This is a genomic window from Hyphococcus sp. D3-15, from assembly GCF_055809375.1.
Window position 1 is genome coordinate 4,011,196 of sequence record NZ_CM147910.1, and the last position, 24,539, is coordinate 4,035,734.

The 24,539-nt window shown below is 57.3% G+C and carries 14 protein-coding genes and 1 tRNA gene; 4 read left to right on the forward strand and 11 right to left on the reverse strand.

Features of this window, described 5'->3' with window-relative positions; genetic code table 11:
* Window positions 1-49: 49 nt before the first annotated feature.
* Window positions 50-126 (forward strand) — tRNA-Pro (locus AC0L8G_RS19320).
* A 323-nt stretch (window positions 127-449) separates the two neighbouring features.
* On the opposite strand, the gene AC0L8G_RS19325 is transcribed toward AC0L8G_RS19320, so the two are convergent.
* The 10 genes from AC0L8G_RS19325 to AC0L8G_RS19370 form a co-directional block, all read right to left on the reverse strand.
* Window positions 450-2,261, reverse strand: coding sequence for a DUF885 domain-containing protein (locus AC0L8G_RS19325; protein WP_473385809.1), 1,812 nt, complete (start codon window positions 2,259-2,261; stop codon window positions 450-452).
* Between the two features lie 54 nt (window positions 2,262-2,315).
* Window positions 2,316-3,524, reverse strand: a complete 1,209-nt coding sequence (locus AC0L8G_RS19330; protein ID WP_473385810.1) for a DUF885 domain-containing protein — start codon at window positions 3,522-3,524, stop codon at window positions 2,316-2,318.
* Entirely contained in the window at window positions 3,467-4,147 is a 681-nt protein-coding gene (locus AC0L8G_RS19335; protein WP_473385811.1) for a hypothetical protein, read from the reverse strand. Before AC0L8G_RS19335 ends, AC0L8G_RS19330 begins: the two co-directional genes overlap by 58 nt.
* A 63-nt stretch (window positions 4,148-4,210) precedes the next feature.
* Window positions 4,211-5,956 (reverse strand): gamma-glutamyltransferase, encoded by a 1,746-nt coding sequence (locus AC0L8G_RS19340; protein WP_473385812.1) that lies wholly within the window; start codon window positions 5,954-5,956, stop codon window positions 4,211-4,213.
* 147 nt (window positions 5,957-6,103) lie between these two features.
* Window positions 6,104-6,955, reverse strand: a complete 852-nt coding sequence (gene purU, locus AC0L8G_RS19345; RefSeq protein ID WP_473385813.1) for a formyltetrahydrofolate deformylase — start codon at window positions 6,953-6,955, stop codon at window positions 6,104-6,106.
* Window positions 6,956-7,131: 176 nt separating this feature from the next.
* Complete coding sequence (locus AC0L8G_RS19350) at window positions 7,132-8,925, reverse strand: gamma-glutamyltransferase (protein ID WP_473385814.1); 1,794 nt, start codon at window positions 8,923-8,925, stop codon at window positions 7,132-7,134.
* A 99-nt stretch (window positions 8,926-9,024) separates the two neighbouring features.
* Window positions 9,025-11,454 (reverse strand): TonB-dependent receptor, encoded by a 2,430-nt coding sequence (locus AC0L8G_RS19355; RefSeq protein WP_473385815.1) that lies wholly within the window; start codon window positions 11,452-11,454, stop codon window positions 9,025-9,027.
* Window positions 11,455-11,884: 430 nt separating this feature from the next.
* Window positions 11,885-14,134, reverse strand: coding sequence for a TonB-dependent receptor (locus tag AC0L8G_RS19360; RefSeq protein WP_473385816.1), 2,250 nt, complete (start codon window positions 14,132-14,134; stop codon window positions 11,885-11,887).
* A 403-nt stretch (window positions 14,135-14,537) separates the two neighbouring features.
* Window positions 14,538-15,893, reverse strand: a complete 1,356-nt coding sequence (locus AC0L8G_RS19365) for a metal-dependent hydrolase family protein (protein WP_473385817.1) — start codon at window positions 15,891-15,893, stop codon at window positions 14,538-14,540.
* Window positions 15,894-16,039: 146 nt separating this feature from the next.
* On the reverse strand, window positions 16,040-18,487 hold the full coding sequence (locus AC0L8G_RS19370; protein ID WP_473385818.1) for a S9 family peptidase: 2,448 nt from the start codon (window positions 18,485-18,487) through the stop codon (window positions 16,040-16,042).
* 178 nt (window positions 18,488-18,665) lie between these two features.
* On the opposite strand from AC0L8G_RS19370, the gene AC0L8G_RS19375 reads away from it, so the two are divergent.
* On the forward strand, window positions 18,666-20,648 hold the full coding sequence (locus tag AC0L8G_RS19375) for a S9 family peptidase (RefSeq protein ID WP_473385819.1): 1,983 nt from the start codon (window positions 18,666-18,668) through the stop codon (window positions 20,646-20,648).
* A 15-nt stretch (window positions 20,649-20,663) separates the two neighbouring features.
* Here the strand turns inward: AC0L8G_RS19375 and AC0L8G_RS19380 are convergent, their stop codons facing one another.
* Window positions 20,664-22,280, reverse strand: a complete 1,617-nt coding sequence (locus tag AC0L8G_RS19380) for a peptide MFS transporter (protein ID WP_473385820.1) — start codon at window positions 22,278-22,280, stop codon at window positions 20,664-20,666.
* A 195-nt stretch (window positions 22,281-22,475) separates the two neighbouring features.
* Here AC0L8G_RS19380 and AC0L8G_RS19385 point away from each other — a divergent pair, with 195 nt between their 5' ends.
* Both AC0L8G_RS19385 and AC0L8G_RS19390 read left to right on the forward strand, forming a co-directional pair.
* Complete coding sequence (locus AC0L8G_RS19385) at window positions 22,476-22,832, forward strand: twin-arginine translocation signal domain-containing protein (protein ID WP_473385821.1); 357 nt, start codon at window positions 22,476-22,478, stop codon at window positions 22,830-22,832.
* Window positions 22,829-24,508: a gamma-glutamyltransferase family protein gene (locus AC0L8G_RS19390; RefSeq protein WP_473385822.1), complete on the forward strand. Its 1,680-nt coding sequence runs from the start codon at window positions 22,829-22,831 to the stop codon at window positions 24,506-24,508. The genes AC0L8G_RS19385 and AC0L8G_RS19390 overlap by 4 nt, the downstream gene beginning before the upstream one ends.
* The last annotated feature ends 31 nt before the right edge of the window (window positions 24,509-24,539 follow it).

A 24,539-nucleotide genomic window follows, 5' to 3' on the forward strand; every position in this document is an offset into this window, starting at 1 on the left:
AAAGAAATGTTTGCCAAGGGCGAAACGCCAAGCTATAGCCGCCGCTCGTCGGAGTGTAGCTCAGCCTGGTAGAGCACTGTCTTCGGGAGGCAGGGGCCGGAGGTTCGAATCCTCTCACTCCGACCATTTCATCTCGCACTTACAGTCAATGCGTTTTGGCGCTGTGTTTTGATACTGCGTTTCGCCGCGGATCCGCGCGCGAAAAAGGGCCCCGAAGGGCCCTTTGCCTGTGCGGTTCCGGTCACCGCCAAACTACCGGCGACGCGGAGACCCAAATTCGATGGTTAGTTCATTTCCGACAGCACTCCCCGCTCACGAGAAAAATCAGTAGCGGATAAAACGCGGCCCATGGGCAGACACGCGGCGAACGACACGAGCAATGACAATTCACCTTGCGCGCCGAGCTTTGGCCTGGCGCGCTTTCCAGGCGCCCGCCGCTTGCATCGCCGCTATTGGCTCTTTTGCGTCTCTATCCATTCGTTCATTCTCGTTTCCAGAACCTCAAGAGGAACGGCGCCGCCGGTCAGAAGATGGGCATGGAAATCGCGCAGCGAAAACGCCTCGCCCAGTTCCGCTTCGGCCTTCGCGCGCAACTCCTTTATTTTCAACTCGCCCAATTTGTAGGAAATCGCCTGCCCCGGCATGGTGATATAACGATCAACCTCGTTGGTAATATTGGGAATGCTTAAGGCCGAATTTTCCGACATATAGTCAATCGCCTGCTGGCGCGACCAGCCTTTGGCGTGAATGCCGGTATCGACCACCAGCCGGCATGCGCGCCAGATTTCGAGCGTCAACCGGCCGAACCGTTCATAGGGCGTTTCATAGATTCCCATCTCCTCGCCGAGATATTCCGTATACAGCCCCCACCCCTCGCCATATGCGCTGATGTAATAGCTTCGCCGAAGCCGCGGGAGATCGCCCAATTCCTGTTGAATCGAAAGCTGAAAATGGTGGCCGGGCTCGGCTTCATGAAGCCCGATCGCCGCAAGTTCATTGAGGTTTCTTGTGCCGAGATCGTAGAGATTGATAAAATATTGCCCGGCGACCCCGCGCGACGCGGAACCCGGCAAATAATACGCCGTTGCGGAAGTCGGCGCCAGCGCCGCCGGAATGGGCTCCACCGTGAAGCGGTTGCGCGGCATATAGGCGAAATATTTCGGCAACTGACGGTCTATCTTTTTGGCGATCACGGCGACATGCGCCAGATAGTCTTCCTCGCTGTCGGCGTAGAAATCCGGATTCGCGCGCATGAATTCAAAGAAAGCCGAAAGGTCGCCCCTAAAGTCGACTTCTTTCATGATCTTTTTCATTTCACCGTGAATGCGCTCCACTTCCGACAAACCAAGCTGGTGCACGGCCTCCGGCGTTGCATCCGATGTTGTCGCATAATAACGCACGATCGCGGCATAGGTCTCCGCACCGCCTTCAAGCGCGCCCAATCCATATGTGCTACGGCAAGCCGGGGCGTATTCTTGGCGGTAAAAGTCAAGATAACGCTGCAATGCAGGCGTAACGGTCTTGTCTATCTCGGCTCTGACGCGCGCTTGAACATCCGCCGCGAAATCTTCGCCGAAACGCGCCGAGATTTTTGCAACCGGCCGATAGGCGAAGCTCTCTTCCGCCTGGTCTGAAATGCTCGACGCAATAACCCGGTCATAATCGCGCATGCTGTCGCAAGGATGGACATAGCCGGTCTCAATCCCCATACGCATCAATGCGATCCCCTCATCGGCGAAACGGCCGAATTCAGACAGGCGCGCAATATAGTCTTCATAATCCTTTTGCGCTGCGAACGGCGTGATGGAAACGATCTGCATGAAGCTCGTTTGCCAGCTAAACAGACTGGACAGCGGCATGTAGCGGGTCTTCAGGTCGAGCAGCGCGCGCTCATTTTGCAAAACCCATTCAAACACATCGCGATTTGTCTGGTTCAGGGGCGTTAGCGCACCCCGGTCCACCATGGCGAGCGCGGCGATCGCATCGTCAAACCGCTCACGGCTCGCCTGAAAACCTTCCTCGCTCATATCATCGAGCGCATCCATATGCGCGAAATCGCCAAACCCGTTCGCCCCCAGCGGCGCGGCGGCGACTTTCTCTTCCCAGAAATTTTCCATCAACGCTTCCAACGCAGCATCGGCTTCCGATGATGTTGTTTCAGCGTTCTGAGTTTGCGCTGTTTCTTGGGGAGATTTTGCCGGGCTGCACGCTGCAAGGAAAAAGACAAGCGTCGATGCAAAAAGTTTAACAGTGTGGTTCATGCCGTTCCTGGTCTTTTTTGAGGATGCGAATAGTTTCTGGGTGGCGGATGCGCATCAATTTTTATGCTGATCGATAAACCAGTCGATATGCTGCTCCAGAATATTGAGCGGCAGCGCGCCCGGCCCGAGCACTGCGGCGTGGAACGCCTTGATGTCGAACTGATCACCCAGCGCCGCTTCCGCGCGCGCGCGCAGTTCGGCGATTTTCGGGTGCCCTGTTTTATAGGCGAGCGCCTGGCCCGGCATGTCGGTGGAGTAGCGCAACGTCTCGGAGTTGATTTCCAATTCAGACATCATCGTGCTCTCAAGCATATAGGCGCGCGCATCTTCCAGCGACCAGCCGAGCGCGTTCATGCCCGTGTCCACGACCAACCGGCTGGTCAGGAAAGCTTCCATCGCCAACCGGCCGTAACGGTCGTAAGGATCGTCGAAAAGGCCCATCTCGTAGCCTAGACCGGCGGCGTATTCCGCCCAGCCTTCCGTAAATCCTGTAGTATAGGAGTATCGCCGGATATCAGGCAGCGTCTCGTTTTCCATTTGCGACGCCAGATGGAAATGATGACCGGGAACAAGTTCGTGATAGGCCAGCGTCGCCGCGCTGATGAGCGAGCGGCTTTCCAATTCCGAGCCATTATAGCGATACAGGCCTCTCGGCTCCGCCGGCGGGTTGGGCCGCTGATAAAAGCCGAAAGTCTGTCCGGGCTCTTGCGCCGGATCGAGACGTTTTACGCCATAAGGCGCCTCGGGCATTTCCGAGAAATAGTCGCCGAGCAAAGGCTCAATCATTGCAATATATTTGTTGTAACGCATCTCAACATCGTCCGGCGTTTTCGCCAGAAAACGCGGGTCGCGGCGGATCATCTCGTGAAATTCGCCCTGGCTTCCTTCAAAGCCCACCTGTTTGCGAATGGCGGCCATCTCGGCGAGAAGCTTCGCCATGCGCTTCTTGCCGATCTCGTGCAATTCTTCAGGCGTATAAGCATAAGCCGTGCTGCGCTTGATTGCGCGCCGATATGCCTCCGGCCCGCCGGGATATTGCGAGATGCCCACTGCCTGCGGCGCTTTCGCTTCATAGTCCGGTCCCAGCGTATCCGCCAAGGCCTCAAAAGCCGGCGCCACGCGCGCCTTAATCTTTGCGTCAATGGCGGCAAGGAAGTCATCGCGCTCGCTTTGCGCCACGCTTTCCAGCCTTTCAGCAGAAGGGATCAGCGAAGCCTCAACCCCATCTGCATTCGCGGCAATGAGCTTGCGCGCCGTCGGCAAGGCAGGCTTGGGAAAAAAATGCCGTTTTCCGCCTGCAACTCGGTCTTTGCGCGTATCTGAACCACCAGATCCGCATATTCATCAACCAGTTTCAAATAGACGGACCGCTCCGCCTCACTGCCAAGCGGCGCCTGGCGCAAAACCGTTTGCGGATATAAAAGGGCCCAGCCGCCAATATACGGCGTTATGACGAAAGAATAGAGAAAATCCTCCGGCCCCTGAATAATTTGCTCAAAGTAATCGGCAAGATAAAGCCGCGTCAGATCCCGGTCATGGTCGAGCAAGACGGGGTCGACCGCGTTCAGGCGGGCGAGGAAACCGCGCGCCGTCTCTGCATCTTCTTCCGCCTGCTCCATGGTGATGTCTGCGAATTCTGAAATCGCCAGCCCCAGGCGCATGCGCGTTTCGATATCGGTTTTAACCCGCCAGTCCCATACATCCTGGGCCAGCGCATCAATCTCCGCTTTCGCATCTTCGCTCATCGTCGCTGACGCCGCAGCGCTTGGCTTTTCAGCCTGCGGCGCTGAGGACGCAGCTTGATCGTCGCAGCCAATCAACAGCGCTAACGCCGCTCCCGCAAGAAGAAGGCCGCCTCGCGTGCTTAAACCATGCACTTTCATCATCCCGTCCCAACCTTTTATAAATGAGGGCGGCTCACACCAGACGCGCCCGCCCCCTTGCCCTTGCTAATACCCCACAGCACGGCCGTTAAACCGCCGCAGCGCCCCGCCATGCAATTTTCCGTCATCGGGATTTTTTTGTATGGCGACCCAGTAGCCCATCAAAGTGTCGTCTTCCGCGAAGCTGAGACCGTTGCGGCTGGCGCCCTGCAATATATCCGGCGCGAACTCGCCGCTGGTCACTGATTGAACCGCGCCCGGCTGATAGGTTTTCGGATCGAACTGCACCAGCCCCAGGCTAGGCTGGCTGATGGCCTGCGCCGGCGTCATGCCGAATTCAAGCACGTTATAAAGCGCCCCCACCGTGCGCTGATGCAGCCCCGCGCCGATAGATCCAAAGCCCATGAATGTTTCGCCGTCCTTGGTGACAACGCCGATTTCAAGCGGCGACGGCAAACGCGAGCCGGGCTTGACGGCGGCGATGGCCGCCTGCTGGAAAGCAGCGGAATCGGGGATCGACACGCCGTCTACAAACCGCCCAAACTCCCCCCACGAGACCGTGTTGATGGAATGGGTGACGGCGGCGATGTTGCCCCATTTGTCGATCACCACCACGCTGTCTGAATGCGCGGGCTTTGCCTCAGGCGTTTCTTGCGCATAAAGCGGGCGGTCAAGCGTCTTTATCGTTTCCCACAGCTTCGCCGCATGATCCTTGGAAAGGCGCGAAAGGCTTTTTTCCGTGCCGTTCGTTTCCACGCCGCCCATATTGGCGCGCAGGATTTGCGCCATGTAATAAAGCGCATCAGGCGAGGCGCCGTAGAGTCCGTATTTCTCGATGTCGGAAGCTTCGAGAATATTCATCGCTTCCAGGAGATTCACGCCGCCGCCGGAAGGCAGGCCATGCGTGTGTATCTCATAGCCCTTATACGACCCGCTCAACGGCTCCGACCAGATCGCTTTATATTGGGCCATATCCTTCATGGTGACCGCGCCGCCGGCCTCGCGCACCGTTTTGACGAATTTCTCGGCCCACGCCCCCTTATACATATAGTCGGCGCCTTTATCGGCCACCTGACCGAGCGTCTTCGCCAGTTCAGGCTGCTTCAGGACATCCCCGGCGCGCAGCCACGAGCCATCCCCCTTCTGGAAAAGCGCGCGCGTTTCAGGCCAATGCCCCAGGACATTCCGGCGATAGTCAATCTGACCCTGGCTGCCGTCATTCAACGCGACGCCTTCCTTCGCAAGTTTTATGGAAGGCGCGAACACCTCTTTTCGCGGCAGCTTGCCGAACCGCTCAAGCGTCGCGTCAACCCCGGCCATAAAGCCGGGCACCAGGACAGTGCGTCCGCTGAAATGCGCCTCTGCGGGCGCTCTGTCGCCGCTTAGCGACAGGTTCATTCGCGGAATGGTCGCAGGGTCCGCTTCTTCGATAACGGTGTTATATTCCGCATTCAGATCATAGGCGCGCCCGCTTTCCGCATCGTAATAAACCATGCCGTAAATGCCGGCGAAGCTCACCCATGAACCCGCCGCCAGCGTGACCTGGGCCAGCGCGACAGCCGCCGCCGCATCAGCCGCGGAACCGCCTTTTTTCAGAATATCGAGACCGATTTCCTGCGCTGCGGCGCCGGTCGTGCCGACCACCATGCCGTGCTCTGAAACAAGCTCGATGCTTTCCTTGCGAATTTCCCGAAACCCGGCTTCCACCTTCGCGCCGTCTTCTTTCTTGTTTTCGCTTGCTTCACTAGCCGCAACCGCCCCCGTGCAGGCCATGACGGCGATCAAGGCGACTTTCATACCATGCTTTTTCATGTTCATCCCTTTACCTCTTCCGCCCCGTCTTTACGGAAAATGAAGTCACGCGCCGCCATCATTATTATACATTTATGTATTTTTGTCTATATGAATACCGGGCGCATCCTCACAGGATCAAAACAAAACGCTATTTCAACAGCTTCATCAAAGTACGATGGTGCGCGGACCGGTAAAGAAGACACGGTGTTCTGCATGCCATTTAACGGCGCGGGAAAGAACAGACGCCTCCACCTCCCGTCCGATTTCGACCATGGCGTCGGCGCTGGTCGCATGGGTTACGCGGCGCACATCCTGCTCGATGATCGGACCTTCGTCCAAATCCTGCGTGACGTAATGCGCCGTGGCGCCGATGAGTTTGACGCCTCTTTCATGGGCCTGATGATAAGGCTTGGCGCCCTTGAAACTCGGCAGGAAGGAATGGTGGATGTTGATGCAGCGATAAGCCAGCCTGCTCGCCATCGTGTTGCTGAGAATTTGCATATAGCGCGCCAGCACCAGCAACTCCCCGTTCAACTCGTCAAATAAGCCGGCGATCCGGGCTTCCTGCTCCTGCTTTGTATTTTTCGATATGGGAAAGTGGTAATAGGCCTTGCCGTGCCATTGCGCCATTTTTTCCAGATCCGGATGGTTGGAGATGACCGCAATGATGTCGATGGGCAAAGCGCCGATCCGCTCTTTGTGCAGCAGGTCAGCAAGGCAATGGTCGAATTTCGAGACCGCCACGACAACCCGCATCTTGCGATGCATATCAAAGATTTCCAGTTCAAGGCCTAGCTGGGTTGACGCAGGCTGAAGCAGGGATTCAATCTCCTCCGCGCCAAAGCGTTCGCTTTCCACATGCATGCGGATGAAAAATTTCTTTTCCTCTTCATCGCCATAAACTGCGGCTTCGCGTATGTCGCAACCATTTCCGGCGAGCACCGAGGTGACTGTCGCCAGCACGCCCTTTTTGTCAGGACATGACACCCGCAGAACTAATTGTTGTTTGTCGGCCAAAGACACATCGCCCCCATCATGATTACGGGGCTTCGCTATCAAATTTAATCGTAATATACAATACTGTCTTTTTGATGCGGCCACACGTTTTTCCGGGCGGCAAGCACGCAAACAAACAGGCCGGGAACAATGGCTGACGCTTTGTTCCCGGCCTTTAGAAAATACGCGCGCTCAGTTTAATAAGCGACGGCGTCGCTATTGTAACGATTATGCGACCCGGCCTGAAGAAGGCCCGTCTCGGGGTCGCGGCTGATCGCCACCCACTTGCCTTCCCCGTGGAACCGCATTTCCTCATAGGGAATTTCTTCATATGCGTAGCCCATATCTTCCAGCACCTTTTCCGGAAAACGCCGCTCCGGCACATTGACCGTCAGCGCCCCCGTAGTCACATCAGTATCCGGCATGAAGAAATCAGGCGCGTTGATCGCATCTTCGACCGACATATGAAAGTCGGTGACATTGAGCAGGCCTTGCATGGTGCGCTGGTGGAGACCCGATCCCATAGACGCAAAGCCGAGCACGGGAACATCGTCTTTGAAAAGGATGCCCGTCTCAGTCGGCGCCGGCAAACGCTTGCCGGGGCCGGCCTTCGCCACCATTTCGCGTTGAATGGCCGCCGCATCGGAGATGGAAATCCCACCCACCATAATCGCCGTCCGCCCCCAAAGCACGGCGTTGATGGAATGAGTGATCGCGGCGATGTTGCCGTCTTTGTCGATGGCGACGACATCGTCGGAATGTTTAGGGCGGTTGTCTTTATACTGGCCGAGCTTGGCGCCCGCCTGCATGCGTCGCCACAGCTCTTCCGCATGATCTTTCGTCACCCGCGACTCCGGCGAAAAATCAAGGCCCGGATAGATCAGCGACGTTATGTTCTCAGGAACATAGGAAATCGAATTCATAGCGGAGATATCATGCGCCTTACGCAAGGACGCCCCCGATTTCGACCAATGCTCTTCCTTGCTGAGGCCCGACGCATCGGCGAGATGCTGCGCCTCGATTAAGCCAATGCCGCCAAGATTGGGATATGGATTGGTGTAAACCGTGTAGCCGCCGCCAATATCGGCGCTTAGCGGATCCGCCCAGATGACGTCGTAATCACGCAAGTCCTCCATGGTCATTTTGCCGCCGTCCGCTTGCACAGCCGAGATCAACGCCTCGCCCCATGGACCGTCATACATGTAATCAGCGCCATTCGCCGCCACCTGACGCAGGGTTTCGGCAAGCGCCGTTTGCTTCAGGATGTCGCCTTCGCCGACAAACTCGCCATTCGCCTTGACGAACACCGCTTTCGTTTCCGGCAAGCGGGCGAGATCGCCCTCGCGATCCTTTATTTGGCCGGCGAGGTCTTTCGTGACGGGCATGCCGTGCTCGGCGATATAGATGGAAGGCTCGAACAGGGCGGCGAAAGGCAGTTTGCCGAAACGCTCATGCGCCGCCTCGACGCCCTTCATGAAACCGCCCACCATCGCCGTGCGCCCCGACGGTTCGTTATTGCGCCCGAAAAGCGCATCGGGACTGGAGAAGTTGATGCCGCCGGGAATGCTCATCGGATCGGTCTCGCCTTTGACCGTGTTCCACTCCGCATTCATCGTATAAACTTCACCCGTCTTCGCGTCGTAATAAACCAGCGAGAGAATGCCGAAATAGCTGATCGGCGCGCCGGCGGTGAGCGTCACCTGCGTCATAGCCGTGGTGAGCGCCGCATCGATGGCGTTGCCGCCTTGTTTCATCGCTTCAAGACCGGCGCGCGCGGCGAGACCGTTATACGCCACCGTTACGGCGCCATTATAGCCTTCGGCCGTTCCGGCTTTTTCAATGCTGGCGTCCTGATGCGCCATAAAGCGCTGGTAATCGGCCGTCCAATTATCGGGGGAAAGGCTCGCCCCTTTCGGCGCGGAAACGCCCCCTTCGCAAGCGGCCGACAATGCGGCGAAACAGGCCGCGGCAAATAAAGATTGAACTTTCATACACCCTCCCAATAACGCAAACCAAATGCTTGCGGCGGCATGCCCGCCCGACCCATTGGACAGGCGTCAGGCGAGCAGGCCGGCAAGCGGGCAATCATTTCAGAACCTGGCCCCGACTTGAACGCCGACCGTCCGGGGCGGCGCAAAGAACTGTACTTCGCCGATTGAGTCGGTGAAGATATTGCCGGTCTGATACTCTTCATTCGACAGATTACGCGCGTAGACATTCATCCAGATGCGCCCCGATGCATTCAGGAAAAGTATATTGGCGTTGAAGGTCGTATACTCGCCTGCCGGGAATGATTCAAAAACGTCATTATAGAATACATCCGAATAATTGACGGAGCCGCCCACGGTCAGCGAACCGGCGGCGCCGAGCTCAAACCTGTAACCGGCATGCGCGTTCAGCTTGAAGTCCGGCACGCGCGGCAGGGCGTTGCCGTTGATGTTCACAGCGCCCGCCCCGATATTCAACGGATTGATCGCCAAGACGTCAGCCGCCACTTTCCCATCGATATAGGAAAGAGAAACGCCAAGGCTCAGCGGGTCTATGGGAATATACTCCGCCGCCACTTCAAAGCCTTTTACTTTGACCGCAGGAATGTTGAAGACGCGCGGCCCCTCAGGGAACTGAACCTGAAGCTGGTAATCGGTGTAGTCGTAATAGAATGCGGCGCCGTCCAACAGCAAGCGGCCGTCAGCAAAACCGCCCTTGAAGCCGAGTTCATACGCCCACATTTTCTCTTCGTTAACCGCGATGTCCTCCCCCTCGACAACGCCGCCGGCAAACAGGTTCATCGTGCCGCTCTTGAAGCCGCGGGTCACCGACGCATAAGCCAGAATGTTGTCGCCCGGGCGCCATTCCAGCCTGAATTTCGGCGTGAACGCCGAGAACTTGTCATCGAGTTGCGGCGCGCCGGTCAGGGCGCCCGATGCATAAGTGGCCGAGTCGATCTTTTTATCGTCCTGCGTCCAGCGCAAGCCCGCCGTCGCGGTGAGCGCTTCCGTCAGTTGATAGCTGCCTTGACCGTAAAGCGCGATGGAACGGGTTTTGAAATCGCGCGTCGTCACCGTCACGGGAACCGCCTCCGGCGACGCTGCAAATATAGGAACATACGGCGCCGTAAAGGGGCTCGCGCCCAGCAGCGTGCTCACGGCATTGTCCCACAGCCCGCCCGGCTGGAAGTCGGCGGCCATTAAGGGCTGGGCGCCATTCAACAGATACATGAAATCGACAATGCCGTCCGGGGCCAACGGGTCAGTTCCGTTCACAATCGGGCACAAGGCCGCGAAGGGCGAATCCGCCGTATTGCCATTATTGCAACTGACGAGAAAATACAGCGAGTTCTGAGCGGTCGTCTGCGCGTTTTGCGAAAAATCCTCGCCGAAATAATAGGCGCCGCCGATAAAATTAAACCGGTCGGAACTATAGATAAGCTGCGCTTCCTGCGACCACCATTCGTGATCTTGCTGCGAATCATTATGGACGATGGTGACTTGCGTTCCGTCGAGATCGGATGAGCGGTCGTTGGACAGGGATTTATAGGCGGAGATCGACCGCACCGTCACATTCTCATTAATGTCCCAGCCGGCCTCAAGGCGGTAACCGGTTTCGCGGAAGTCGGCCACCGGCGAAGCATTGCTGCGCACGCGGTAGGTGTCAGGCTCTACGGATACGTCATCCAGAAGATCGACGACATATTGCACTGCGGAGCCTGGAAACGGCCGATTCTTGATCGTGAAGGCGTTGTGATATGGGTCGTCTATCAGGCTGAATCCGAATTGAACGGAAAAATTATCCGTCGGCTCAAACAACAAATCGGCCCGCAGCGAAACCGCGTCCTGATTTTTCTCGGGCTTGGGCAGTTCGAGATTGCGCGTGTAGTTCAACTGGTCGACCTTGGCCGCGGAGACGCGCAGCGCGAGCTTATCGCCCATCGGCACATTCAGCGCAGCGCCGAATTTGCGAATAGGAAAGTCGTCAAAGGCAAGGCTGTCATACCAACCGACTTCGGCATAACCCTCGCCGTTGAATTCCCCCAGCACCGGGTCTTTCGTGACATAGTGCACTGCGCCACCAGTGGTGTTGCGCCCCCACAATGTTCCTTGCGGGCCCTTCAACACTTCCACGCGCTCGACATCGAGAAACTGGCTGACGAAGCCTGAAGAATTAGCCTGGAACACTTCGTCAATGTAAAAGCCCACCGCCGGGTCGCCTACCTGCGTGCCGATGCCGCGAATGGAAATATTCAAGCTGCCGAACGTATTGCTCTGGCCGCCGACCACAAGGCTCGGCAGCTCTTCGGCGAGCCGCTGCACATCTTCTATGCCTTTAAACTGCACCTTGTCGCCGCCGATCGCATCGATCGCTATGGGAACATCGCGGATGTTTTGTTCCCGGCGCTGCGCGGTCACCGTCACAACGTCGCGAACCCCTTCGCCGCTTTCAGCCGCAGCCGACGAAAAAACGCCGCCTGCCGTCAACATGGAAGTCGCTAAAAGCCCGATCTTTTGAAATCTTTGCTTCATATCAAAACCCCTCCTTCACGCCCGCTGAAATGCTGAATGATGCTCAGACGCATCGCACAGCTTACTTGCCGCAATCATATTATACAATATTGTATTATTGAAAAGGGCCGGTATTTATTATCTTTGTTCAAGTGTGTCTTCAATAATACATTGCTGAATGTACTTTTGAGATTCACTCCGGCCAGCAGGTTCAAGCCGCCCGCATCTTGCGCATTTGCGCTCATACGCCGCCCATCAAGCGTTCAGGAAAAAGCGCGGGCCCCATGCCGCGAAAATGAAAATGGCCGGGGCTTCACTCGCGCTGACAGATAGCCGGAGTGAAAGATAGTCAGAGCCCCTTTAGCCACATTCAAAAGGCGAAAGCGAAAGGCGAGCATGCCATTCAAACCACCCTTACAAAAAAGGGCGGCTCTCGCCGCCCTTGATTTCGTCAGAAGCTCTTCCGGATGCGGGCGCCGAACTGCCGCGGCGACATCGGATGAACATAAACTGAATCACCCGTAAACGGCGTCGCTGCGAACGCGTCGCGGCTAATATAGCTGTAGTCATATGAATCTGCGACATTGTTCACGTAAACGGTGAACCGCCACCCGTCATCGCTTTCAAGCGAGGCGCTGAGATCGACGCGATAATAGCTCTCAACCTCAAGCTGGGAGCCTGTACTTGCGTTCAAGGCGCCGTCCTGGACCATGTAACCGCCCACATAAAGGCCAGAACCTCTCAGCATCGCCGTCCAGTTCTGGTTGACGGGATGACGATAGGTCACGATCTGCTGCGACGTCACTTCCGGCACGTTTTCAAAATCAAGACCGTCAAGCACGAATCCGAAACGCTCGGCGTCAAGAAACTCCGTATCGGACCAGGCCACATTCGCGGAGATGTCGAGCCGCTCGGAGAGAGAAGCGAAGAATTCAGCCTCGACGCCGCGCACGCGGCTGGAGCCGACATTGGCGATCGCCGTAATATTCGTGCCGCCGTCAGGATCGGGAATAACCGTCAATAATTGCTGGTCGGCGATGGTGACCCAGAAGCCGGTGAGGTTCGCCGTCAACACGCCGCCGATCACCGATTTCAGGCCGACTTCGTAATTGTTCGAGGTTTCCTCCTCGAATTGCAAATCGAAGCCCGGGCGGGAGGGAAAGCGGTTGATGCCGCCGGCTTTCCAGCCTTGCGAAAAGGTGAAATAGACATTGGCGCTGTCCGTCAACTGGTAGGAGGCGGAGCCCATGAAAGAAACATTGTCAAAGCTTGCGGAATTCGTTTCCTCGTTGACTTCCGACGGCGAGAAAGAGCCGCCCCCCAAATCGATGGTGAGCAGCCGGTCGCGGTAAGAATCGACGGACTCATCGGAATACCGCACGCCGAAAGTCAGCTCGAATGGCGACCACGGCCTGATGCTCGCCTGACCGAACATAGCGTATCCGTCGCGGCCATCGCGAAAATCTTCGCGAATGAGGAGCGGAAGAAACGGAACGTCAGGCCCGATATCGAAATCGCGGTTCTGATCTTGCTGTTGATCGAAATAATACCCGCCGACCAGCCAGTCAAAGGCCATGGCGCCTACATCGTGACTGCCTTCAAGGCGCAATTCCTGACTGAAAAAGCGCTGCTCCAGCCAAACCTCATGACGCAGGCCGGAAACCGGAATGAAGTCCGTCAACACGCGCGGTGTGCCGGCCGGGATCGGGAAAATGGAAGTGTTGTCCGTCGGCGTGACCTGGCCATCCTGGTCAAATGTCACATCGGAATTCGAATTGCGCGCACCCGTGATGGAGGTCAGCGTCACATTCTCGTTCAAATCATAACTCAGATTAAGCTGAACACCGCTCGAATTTTTCATATCGTCGGCAAGAGGGTCGGCGTAGCTGGTGTAGCCCCGCTCCGCCAGGGGCACGCCTATGCCAAATTCATTGTAATCCTTGAACGACACGTCGCCCACCAGCGTCGCCTCGAAATCATCTGTCGGCTGCCAGCGCAATACGCCGCGCGCCGCCACTTTCTCCGATGGAGCGTGAGGTTCGCCCGTATTGGCGTTTTCAATCCAGCCATCCGTTTCCACATAAGAGGCCGAAACGCCCGCATAGAAATTCCCGCCAATCGGTCCGCTCATATTGAGCATGACTTCCTTGGAGTCGAACTCGCCATACCCCACCTGAACGCTGCCGCTGAATTCTTCATCCGGCTTGTTCGTGACGATATTGATGGCGCCCGCCTGCGTATTCCGGCCAAAGAGCGTGCCTTGCGGTCCGCGCAGGATCTCCACGCGTTCGACATCGAGAAACGCAGCATCGAAATCAATCTGCGGCGTGTACATGCCGTCGACGAAAACGCCCGTCGCCGGCTCAAGACCGCCGTTAAAGCCGACGCCGCGAATAGAAATATAAGCAAAGTCCTGCGTGGGCGCAGCGCCGCCGCCAAAGGTAAAGAACATGCCCGGCACGCGGCCATAAAGATCGCTGATATCGTCAATACCGCCAAGCGCGAGATTTTCCGCATCAAGCGCCGTGATCGAAAGCGGCACTTCCTGAATACCCTCTTCCCGTTTCCGGGCCGTCACGACGATATTGTCCGGCGAAGACGCGCCAGCACGCTGCGCATAGGAAGGCGCAACACCGAACACACAGGCAGCAAGCGCGCTGGTGGTTAGCAAAGTAGCCGTTTTAGCTATAGTCGACTTCATGAATTCAACCCTCTCCATAGGAATTCTTAGTCGGTAAACGCCACTCTCCGAAAAATTCCTGTCGTCTGTGCGCTTACGCGCCTTACACGCCTCTTCTGGCGCACCCATATCATACACTATTGCATTTTTATGACCGCCCGTCTACCGCCGCAGCAAGCCGCACAGGCCATAACCGCACCCTTCCGCCTTAAACTTGCCGGGGCGTATCTGATGGGCAACACTGGATAAATGAAAAAAGCGGCATGCGTCCGGGCGCAAGCTGGCGCACAGGCGCATAGTATTCTTTATACTAATTAATCGCGGCGAAAGAAAAAGGAGCGCGCAAATGCGCACGCCAAAGACGCGCCGCCGCGGCAGCCTCTTGCAAACCGGAAGCCAGGCAAGAAGCTGTTATGTTCTACGTCTACTCGTAATCGTTGCGGACGACTTCGCCGCCCTTCATCACGAAACCAACGCTTTCAACCGCCCCAATATCGTCAATGGGATTTCCTTCAATGGCGATAATGTCTGCGGCCTTGCCCGCTTCCAGAGAACCGATTTCCGATTTCAGCCCCAGCATTTCAGCCGCAGTGATCGTCCCTGCGCGCAGCACAACCCAATTGTCCGGCACGCGCTTCGACAGCGCAGAAAATTCACGAATGGCTTGCTCTATGGGAAAAATCGGGTCGGAACCGACAATCAGCGTGACCCCTTTCTCATACGCCAACTTAACGGAATCACTGTGCGTTCTCGAAACAAGCAGCGCTTTTTCGTAGTTATTTTGCGAAATTCCGCCTTTGGCGCCCTGCTCTAAAATCCAATCGAGCACATAAAGAGTCGGCACGTAATAAACGCCCTTTTTCGCCATCAGCCGCGCCGTTTCCTCTGACATCATTGTGCCGTGTTCAATGGAATCGAAGCCCGCCTCCACCGCGGCGCGAATGCCCGCATCCCCATGCGCATGGGCCGTGATCTTGACCCTATGCCGATGGGCTTCATCCGCCATGACGCGAAACTCTTCATCAGAATAAGCCGCAACTTCAGGGTCGTCATGTTGGGACATGACGCCGCCGGAGGCCATGACCTTGATCCAGTCCGCGCCATATTTGATCTCATTGCGGATGGCTGTGCGCAGCTCATCGACGCCATCGGCGATCAACGGCGCCTCCACATGAAGCGCCGGGGCGAACTGATTGAAATCCGCATGGCCGCCAGTGGGAGAAATTGCATGGGGCGCGACCAGCATTCTCGGGCCCGAAAAGTCGCCACGCTCAATCGCGTTCCTGATTTCAATAGTGGGAAATTCATAAGCCACTTCACCGGGAATGCGGATCGTCGTAAAGCCGATGGAAAGCAGCGTCTGCACCTTTTTCAGGCCGGTCAATGCATTGTAGGATTCCGACTGCATCGTTCCGGCGACATCGATGAGCGACTTTGTGCTGTCTATGGTGAGATGCACATGGGAATCAATCAGCCCCGGAGCGCAATAGCGATCACCGAGATCGACGAGCGCCGCCCCTGACGGCGCATTCCCTGCGGGCCCTATGCTTTCGATCCGGCCGCCGGTGACGACAATGTCCTGCCCGGCAAGAATGCGGCGCTTGTCTACGTCGATGACATGCCCGCAGCGCAAGACCGTCTGCCCGCTTTCAGACGCAGCGCTTTCCGCCGCCGCCTGCATGCAAAAGATTGAGACGCAAAAGCCCGCCGCGGCCGCAAGGGCGCAGCCGCCACGGCTTAAAAGCTTTGAAAATTGCACCAGCATTGCCCGCTTCCCCATATATCAATTCCAATTCTGATCCCGCAAAACGGGTTGGAATTTATATTATACATTATTGTCTTTTTCGCAAGGCGCCGATTGAGCGCCCGCCCCTTCCCCGCCATCCAACGGCATTTCACCATTTCAGGCCTTGCCGTCACGGCGCCTCAGCGGCCATTGAGGTTGATCTTGTATTCCGGCGGCGGAATATCGCCCGCCAGATTGCGCACCATGAAATCCCAATCGCGGCGCATCACATAGCCTTCGCCGATAAACTGGTGATCGCGCCCCGGCATGTAAAGCATCTCAAAGTCCTTGTTGGCGGCGATCAGGCCGTTCACGAACTGCATGAGCTGGCCCGGCGGCACATTTTCATCAATCTCCCCGAATTGTAGCAACAGCTTTCCCTGCAAGCGTTCCGCCTCAAGCGAAGCAGCGACATTGCGCCAGTTTTCCGGGATCTCTGTCAGGCCGTTTCGCCAATGTTCCCCATTGCTATAGACCGGCAATCCATGAAAGGCCGTCCAGTGGTAATCATTATACATGGCGTGCGAGTCAGCCATGCCCGCGCTCGAAATGCCGGCCTTGAAAAAGTCCGGAAACTCAAGAAGCCCGCGAATGGCGGCAAACCCGCCATAAGAGTGCCCGATAATGCCAACCCGGTTCATATCCATATAGCGCCGCTTTTTCGCAAGCGTCTTCAAGGCGTGCACGTGATCGCCGAGACCGATCAGATTCAGGCGGCCGTAACCATATTGCGAAAATGCTCTGGAACGGTTCGGCGTGCCCCGCGCATCCAGCGACACGACAATGAAACCAAGCTCAGCATAGGAAGACGGCGCCACGGGCTGTCGCCCGCGCCACGCCTGATAAAAATGGCGCGCCGTGATGGCGATCAACGGGCTCGCATATTGCGCGTCGATCACCGGATATGATTTCTTCGGATCGAAATCGCTGGGCTTATAAATAACGCCCCACAATCGCGTCTTTCCGTCCGGCGCGAGCACGGAAAATTCTTCCGGGGCGCGCCAGCCGGCCGCGTAAAGCGCATCCGCATCCGCCTCTTCCACTACGGAAACGAGAGACTGGTTTTCAATATCGCGAATGACAAATTTCGTCGGCGCATCGACCCGCGAATAATTGTAAACGGCATAACGCCCGGATGGTGAAACAGGATCGTAAGGCGCCGCGCCGTCGCCGGAGATCACCCATTTCTTGTTAGGCAACAGCAGGTGGTCGGCTTCTTCCGGCGTCAACAAGCTCAACCCCGACCCGTCCAGCCGAACGCTGTAGAAATAACGGTAATAGGGATTGCCGGGCCGCGCGCCGCTGGCGGTGAAATAGACAAGCCCCTTCTCTTCATCGACATCGATAATGTCGCGCACCAGCCAATCGCCGGCGGTGACCGCGTTCAGGAGTTTTCCCGTCGCGACGTCATAATGATAGAGATGCCCCCAGCCGGAGCGTTGCGACCACCACAGGGCTTCGGTTCCATTGCGAATGACGCTGATATTCGCCGGCTGGTATGAAGAAGAATTCACGTCCATGCGCGGGGACATTGCTTCTTTTATCACCATGCGCGCCTTGCCTGTCGCCGCGTCGACTTCGAAAAGATAGGCGCTTTCCATGTTGGCGCCATGGGCGACCATGAAAAGACGGTCGCCGCTGTCAGACCAGCTTATATCGCGTATGGCTGTCATGTCCTGATTGGCAAAGAGAAGATCTTCATAAGGAAGATCAATGCGCCGCTGCCCGCCCGTTTTCACATCAACGAGATACCAGGTGAACGTCACCGGCTTTTCCCCCACAAGGGCGATGCGGATATTGTAAAGATCGGGCCGGAATGAACCGTCATCGGGAACCGAATTCACAAAAGGATAGGGCTTCACATGTCGCTGATCCACAAGCGGGACGAGCACAGTGCGGTTATCCGGCGACCAGCGGGAGTCAACCGGCTTATTCTTTCGTTCTAAACGCTTTCGCGGAATGAAGTCCGCGCGATTATCAGGATAAAGCCCCCAACCGAAATTCGGTTCGCCATTTTCTGTCAGCGCATGTTCTTTTCCGTTCTCAAGATCGAGCACCCAGAGATTGCTGGCGCGGGTGAAAACGCCCCGCTTTCCGTCCGGGGAGACTAGCACTCCTTCCGGCCCCGCTTCCGGCGCTTCATGAAACGACATGGGACCGTGCAGGGCGAGCGATGTTTGCAGTTCGACGGCGCTAGCCTCGCACACAACCGGCTTCAGCGTGCATGAATAGGTCTTGCCATCCGCATAAAACGAAATCGCCGACATATCCGGCGCATAAGAAAAATGCTCGAACGGCAAGGCGGTCGCGGAATACGCCGCCGCGCCCTCGCCGTTCAGCGCCGCGGCAAGAGCGCGATGATCGAAGGCGGGCTGTTTCTCGCCGCTCGCCGCATCGACCAAAACGAAATCATGTCCGTTTTTCAGCTCGCGCCTGTACCAGAAGACGTCGCGGCCGCCTACCCAATGGGGAAGGACGAATCCATTGCGAACCTTGTCCACAAGATTAGGCCCGAGCAGCGCCTCGGCGCGCGCGTAAGTTTCCTTGCTGATTTTTCGCCCGGCGGCGTCCACGCCCCCCGACATCATCGCGAGGGCGACGGCGCCCCGGCCAGCAAAATCTTCAGCATGGCGAAAAGATCCTTAAAATCAGCGTTTACCGAGCCACATATGAGACGATTGGCGCCGCGCGCCACATAGTATACACTATTGTATCTTTAGTCCAGCAGCTTCCCGACTCCCTTGCCGTCCGAATAGGAAAATCTAAATGGAACGAGATATTCGACACACAGACGCCTATAAACGCGCAGAAAAATATTTTCGCGACATTCATGGGCCGGGCGAAAAGATTCCTACGGACGGGGCCGATCTGGCGCTTTCGCCAGACGGCGACAGGGCGATTTTTTCCGGCGTCATATTCGACGATCTGCGTTCCGCGCCCCGCAATGAGCTTGTCTTTCTCTACACGCACACAGGCGCGCAGACATTCCTTGAAAGCGATCTCGCCCATGCGCGTCTCGGCAAGTGGTCGCCGGAGGGAAACCAACTGGCGTTTCTGGGCGACAAAGCCGGCGACGGCAATTTCCAGCTATTTCTTGCCGACGGCGCCGGGAACAATGTTCGCGCACTGCCTGCGGCGGACGGCATGGCGGAATATTTTCACTGGTCGCCCGGCGGCGAGCAAATACTGGCAGGCGTAGCCGGATTCGGCGCCGATCTCGCCGGTTGTCAGGGCGGTGCAAAAACACTTCATAAACCGGACGACCTGCCCGATTGGCTTCCGCAAGTCGACACAGGCGACGCGGAAAATCTCTGGCGCAGTATTTACCTTTACAACGCCGCGAATGAAACAAGCCGCCAACTGGAAACGCCCGGCGTCAATATCTGGGAGGCCGCATGGCTCGGCGACAGCGCCATCGCCGCCGTCGTTTCAAATTCCCATTCCGAAGGCACATGGTACGCCTCCAGGCTCGTATCCATCGACATCGCCACGGGCGATATGCGTGACCTCTATACGCCGCAAGACCAGATCGGCGTTCCCGCCGCAGCGCCGTCAGGCGCGCATGTAGCGCTTATCGAAGCGGTTTGCAGCGACCGGCTTATTCTTTGCGGAACGCTCATCCTCATCAATGCGGAAACACAAAAGGCGCAGCAGATCGACACGGGCGGCGTAGAGGTGACGCACCATGTCTGGCGCGATGACGACACGCTTGTTTACGCCGGACACAGATCATTTGAAACCGTCATCGGCGAGCTTGACCTCAAAACCGGCGCTGTCCGCGAAATCTGGGCGAGCGAAACGCGCACTATCGGCGGTTGGTATCCGTCAATCTGCCTCGCGCCTGATGGCGGCGTCGCCGGGATCGCCGAGAGTTACGACACGCCGCCGGAAGTCGTCCTGTTCAAGGACGGCGCCCATCACGTCATAGCCTCTCTCGGCACGGAAAAGAGTCGCGCGGCGGACTTCACCACGGCAAAAATCGAGCCGGTGCGCTGGACCGCGAAAGACGGCCTTGAAATTCAGGGATGGCTTGTTCGCCCAAAAGGCGAAGGCCCCTTTCCGCTTATCATGGATATTCACGGCGGGCCGGTCTGGCATTGCCGCAATCGCTGGCAAGGACGCCTGCGCGCTACCGCAATTCTCGCCGAGAACGGTTTCGCGACATTCTTTCCCAACCCCCGAGGCTCCAGCGGCAGAGGGCAGGATTTCGCCCGGCTGGTAAAAGGCGATATGGGCGGCGACGACACCTATGATTTCCTGACCGGTCTCGATGCGCTGGCGGAACGCGGCATTGCCGATCCGGAACGGCTTGGCGTCACCGGCATTTCTTACGGCGGCTTCATGTCCTGCTGGCTCATCACCCAGGATTCCCGTTTTGCGGCGGCGATGCCGATCTCTTCGGTGACGAACTGGTACAGCCAGCACCACACCTGCCAGATCCCGTTTTTCGATCCCTATTTTTTGAATGACGATCCGATGTCGCCGAACGGGCGGCATTTCTCCCGCAGCCCGCTCATGCATGCGCGCAATGTGAAAACCCCGACTCTGCAACTCACCGGGGCGCTCGACCAGAACACGCCGCCGACGCAAGCGCTTGAGTTTCATCACGCGCTGATCGAGGCGGGCGTTGAGTCGACGCTTGTCACTTATCCAAAGGCAGGCCACGGCATACGAAATTTTCCGGACGTGATCGATCATACGGCGCGGTATTTCGAGTGGTTCGACACAAAGATGCCGCCAAAACCGTAAGACCTGTCTGCCGCATCAGCGGGCTCCCGGTTCTTTGGCTCGTGAAACCCCTGGAAAGAACACGCGCCCGCCGCCCGCATCATGCATCCGGCGAGCGAAGAAAGGCGACAGGAAATAAAGCAACACAGCACATCCAAGGGCGAACAGGCCCAACCGGCCATAAACAGCAACATAATGGGCGCCTGCCTCGCTCACATTAAGGGAGCCGCCCGCAAGCGGCGCCGAAGCGCTGGTGAGTTGGGCGATTTTTCCGGCTATGAAGCTTGAAGCGGAATAAGCGAGAAAGAAAGTTCCCATCATCACGCCGACGATGCGCGCCGGGGCGAGCTTCGTCACCATGGAGAGCCCCACCGGGGCCAAGCACAACTCCCCCACTACGAGAAAGAAAAAGTTCAGTACGAACCAGCCGAGCGCCACTTTTTCGCCCGCACCCGTTACAGACACGCCGAGAACCAGCATCAAAAAAGCGCAGGCAAGAGACGCCAGCCCGAGAGCGAATTTAACAGGCGTCGCCGGCTCCAGTTGCCGTTTTCCCAGGAACATCCACAGCATGCTGAAGACCGGCGCCAGCAAGATGACAAACACAGCGGGCAAGGCCTGGAACATGGAAGCGGGAATTTCATGACCCAGCACCGTTCTGTCGACAATCCGGTCGGCAAACAGGTTCAGCGAACTTCCCATTTGTTCGTACAAAGCCCAGAACCCGACAGTGAAAGCGAGCAAGGCGGCGCAGACAAGCAGCTTGTCCCGCTCCCGCCGGTCGCATTTTCGAAAAGCGAAATAAAGAATGAAAAAACTTGTGCCGGCGCCGAAAACCGACAGGGCGCCAGCCACAAGCGCCGGCCGGGCAATCGCGAACCATGCGAGCGCCACCAGCAACAGGGCGAAGATGTAAATCGCAGTTTCTCTTGTCACGCCCGGCGCCAGCCGCTCGCGCAACAGCTCCGGCGCGGCGGGTTCCGCCCGGCCTTCAAGATATTTTTGCCCATGCAGGAATATCGCCAGCCCGATCAACATGCCGACGCCAGCCAGCCCGAAGCCATATCGCCAGCCATAGGTCTGGCCCAGCCACCCGCACAGCAGCGGCGCCAGCGCGCCGCCGATATTGATGCCCATATAGAAATAGGTGAATCCGGCGTCGCGCCGCGGATCATCCTTGTCATAAAGCCGGCCCACAATCGTCGAGGCATTGGTTTTCAAAAAGCCGACACCAACGACGATGAGTGCGAGCGAGAGAAAAAATATGTTCTGGTAGACCGGGTCGCGTTCTACACTTTCTCCTTGCGCGGTCAGCGCGACGACGGCGCCATCGCCTTCGAAGGCCATGCCGAAATGCCCTAGCACCAGCAAGACGGCGCCGAGCGTCACCGCCTTGCGCGCTCCGAGATAGCGGTCCGCAAGCGCGCCGCCGATCACCGGCGTCATGTAAACCAGCGCAGTGTAGGCGCCGTAAATCACATAGGCCTGTTTATCAGCGTAAAGCAGATGTTGCGTCAGATAATAGATCAGGAGCGCGCGCATGCCGTAATAGGAAAAACGCTCCCACAGCTCGGTCAGAAAACAGATCGCCACCCCTTTGGGATGACCGCGCCAGAATAATAGAGATATGTCGCTTTCTCCGTTCCGCTCCATGCAAGCGCGCAAAGAGTCCGCCTTCCGCGCTCACAGCTTCGCATGAGCCTGCGCTTTCAAAAAATGCATCCCGGCTCATTGCGCGGCGGAAAAACCGCCCCGCGCCCGAGACGCCCTCTCCGCCGATTATTATACATATATGTTTTTTAGACAAGGAGCCGCCTCAAGGGACTGCTGCTTTATGGCGCGCACCCTTTGGAAATAGGCCAGTTACACAGCAATACATCTAAACGCGAAAACACCGCCGCCCTGCTTGTTGCCTTTTATATTCATTACTGTATTTTTAAGCAGCCAAGGCGCTTTCTCGGCGCCCATGCCTCTGGCCGCCCCGCGCCGTTTCTAATTGAGAGGCGTCATGCATGCGATTTCGCCGACCGCTTCCTCCTTGGCGCAGAAGTCTTTTTTACATCCGGCTTAAAAAGAAAGGGCGGGCTTATGACGACTGATCGCAGAAATTTCATTAAAACCGCAGGCATCGGCATTGCAGCTTCAAGCGTTGCATCGGCGGCGATGAACCAGGCGTCGGCCGCGCCCCCGTCGGCGCCGCGTTGACGCCGCCAGCCAATCGCCAGGGGCCAAAAGAAGTTATCGAAGGCAAGAAAGCCGTCGCGAGCAGCCAAAGCCCGATTGTCACGCAAGTCATGCTGGACACGCTGGAGAGCGGCGGCAACGCCGTCGACGCCGCCGTGGCGGGGGCTATCGTTCAAGCTACCGTGCAACCGGAAATGACCAATCATACGGGCACGGTGAGCTGGCTGTATTGGGACGCCAAGAAACAGAAAACCTACCAACTGAACAGCATGGGAACGCTTCACCCAGACCTTCCGCCCTTCCGCCTGTATCCGGAAGGGGTTGGCGGCGTCGCCGTGGGCTCTCCCATGGCCTGCATTCCCGGCTTTATGCCGGGCATCAGCGCGATGCACGAACGCTTCGGCAAAAAAACCTGGAAGTCGCTCGTGGAGCCGGCCATTCCGTGGGCGGAAGATGGCTTTCCCGTCGACGAGTTCCAGCGGGCGGTTTTTGAATTCGAACTGGAAGGCAGCACCTGGTTTCCAGAAATGCGCGCGCTTTTCGCACCGGACGGCTTTAGCCCTTCCATCGGCGAAAAACTAAAAAACCCCGCCCTCGCCAAAACCTTGAGAAAGCTGGCCGACGAAGGCCCCGAACATTTCACCAAGGGCGGCTGGGCGAAAGATTTCGTGAAACTCGCAAACGACCTCGGCTGGCGCATATCCAAAGATGACCTGACCAGCAACCCGCCCCGCTGGGAGGAGCCGCTCAGCTATCGCCACAATGGCTACGACATTGTGCAGACGGCGCCGCCCGAGCGCCAAGGCCTTTATTGCTGCATTGTGCTCGGCATATTGCGCCACCTCGAAATTTCCAAGCTGGGCCACTACACCGAGTCAGCGGAAAGCCTCTATTATATGGCGCAAGCCTTAAGGCGCGCGCATTTCGAACTTGGCCATCTCAACGATCCGAAATTTTTCGGCGACGCCCGAGACGTTTGGATGTCGGACGACTATCTCGCCGGCATCGCCAGGATCTTGAAAGCGTCGCTCCCGAAAAAATCCGTAGACCTTACAAAGCATGTGCAGCTCACGACGCACAGAGGCAATCTCGAAGCCTTCGGCTGGGCAGTCGGCGGGCCGCAAAAGACCTTGAAACAGCCTTCAGGCAGTTGCGAACTCACTTGCGTCGACAAGGACGGAAACTGGGTGCAGATGATGAATACGCTTCAGTCCGGCGGCATTCCGGGCATGGTCGTCGGCGGCGTGCCCATGGTCGGCAGCCACGCGGCGTTCAGCATGGATGCGTCCATCGCCGGATGGCTTGGCCTTCCCGGCAGCCGCATGCGTTCTGTGATGAGCAACACCATCGTGTTCAAGAACGGGCGGCCGATCCTGTCCCTGGGCTCGCCCGGCAATGTGCATTGCACCGTGCCGCAAATGCTCTCCAACAATCTTGACTATCAGTACACGCCTTATGAAGCCGCCATACTGCCGCGCATGCTTCCCATGCATGAGGATTATACGATCGAAATCGAATCGCGCATCCCCACGCCAACATTGAAGGGCCTCGCAAAAATCGGCTCCAAGTTGAAACCTTTGCCCCCCTATGACTTCCATATGGGCTCTTATCAACAAGCATGGCGCGATGAAACAACAGGCCTTCTCGGCGCAGGAACAGACCCGCGGCGCGCCGGAAAGGCGGGCGGACTTTCGTAAATCGCAACAGCGATCTGCAGACGCATAAAGA

Excerpts from the sequence above, each read along its gene's own strand:
- AC0L8G_RS19325 (WP_473385809.1), bottom strand. The coding sequence starts at position 2,261 with ATGAACCACACTGTTAAACTTTTTGCATCGACGCTTGTCTTTTTCCTT.
- AC0L8G_RS19335 (WP_473385811.1), bottom strand. The coding sequence starts at position 4,147 with ATGATGAAAGTGCATGGTTTAAGCACGCGAGGCGGCCTTCTTCTTGCG.
- AC0L8G_RS19340 (WP_473385812.1), bottom strand. The coding sequence starts at position 5,956 with ATGAAAAAGCATGGTATGAAAGTCGCCTTGATCGCCGTCATGGCCTGC.
- AC0L8G_RS19350 (WP_473385814.1), bottom strand. The coding sequence starts at position 8,925 with ATGAAAGTTCAATCTTTATTTGCCGCGGCCTGTTTCGCCGCATTGTCG.
- AC0L8G_RS19355 (WP_473385815.1), bottom strand. The coding sequence starts at position 11,454 with ATGAAGCAAAGATTTCAAAAGATCGGGCTTTTAGCGACTTCCATGTTG.
- AC0L8G_RS19360 (WP_473385816.1), bottom strand. The coding sequence starts at position 14,134 with ATGAAGTCGACTATAGCTAAAACGGCTACTTTGCTAACCACCAGCGCG.
- AC0L8G_RS19365 (WP_473385817.1), bottom strand. The coding sequence starts at position 15,893 with ATGGGGAAGCGGGCAATGCTGGTGCAATTTTCAAAGCTTTTAAGCCGT.
- AC0L8G_RS19370 (WP_473385818.1), bottom strand. The coding sequence starts at position 18,487 with ATGATGTCGGGGGGCGTGGACGCCGCCGGGCGAAAAATCAGCAAGGAA.
- AC0L8G_RS19375 (WP_473385819.1), top strand. The coding sequence starts at position 18,666 with ATGGAACGAGATATTCGACACACAGACGCCTATAAACGCGCAGAAAAA.
- AC0L8G_RS19380 (WP_473385820.1), bottom strand. The coding sequence starts at position 22,280 with ATGGAGCGGAACGGAGAAAGCGACATATCTCTATTATTCTGGCGCGGT.